The organism is Prevotella sp. LCP21S3_D2 (genome assembly GCF_052118345.1).
Taxonomy (GTDB): Bacteria; Bacteroidota; Bacteroidia; order Bacteroidales; family Bacteroidaceae; genus Prevotella.
This window is the reverse complement of sequence record NZ_JBQKHJ010000091.1, coordinates 1-628: the sequence shown is the minus strand read 5'-3', so window position 1 is coordinate 628 and position 628 is coordinate 1. Positions and strand designations below refer to the sequence as shown.

At 38.5% G+C, this 628-nt stretch carries 1 pseudogene; it reads left to right on the top strand.

The annotated features are described in order from the left end of the window. Positions 1–123: 123 nt before the first annotated feature. Positions 124–534 (top strand): annotated as a pseudogene (locus tag ACTQ16_RS16730) (hypothetical protein); the annotation flags it as partial. Between the last annotated feature and the right edge of the window lie 94 nt (positions 535–628).

Sequence of the window (628 nt, the reverse complement as noted above, 5' to 3'; positions counted from 1 at the left end):
GGATGGTGGCTACATATTGATGTTGTGCTGTTGCTTTTTACTGAAAGCTGCTACTAACGACTCATAAATCTACCCTTAATCGTGTATTGGATGATAGTTGCGGATTTTAGGGTCATCAAAATAATGGAGCGGTCAGGAAATTTCTATAAGGCAATACGGTTGGGATATATACTTATCTCCATTCTTATCGGATGTATGGCATATAATAGCCTCTATGAATGGCAGGAGATAGAAGCATTAGAACTTGGCAATAAAAAAATAGACGAGCTCCGAAAAGAAATAAACAATATCAATATTCAAATGATAAAATTTTCTCTATTGGGTGAAACAATACTGGAATGGAACGATAAAGATATCGAGCATTACCATGCACGGCGTATGGCAATGGACAGTATGCTCTGCCGTTTCAAGGTCACCTATCCAGCAGAGCGTATCGATAGTGTGCGCAGTCTTTTAGAGGATAAGGAACGACAGATGTTCCAGATAGTCCGGTTAATGGATGAACAACAATCTATTAACCCTCAAATCCGCAACCTATAGGGTTTAGTGGGATTTTGCTTGCAAAGCGACAAAATTCATTTTATTGTACATATTTCTTGCACAACAGAAATGTCGCAGACACAAAATC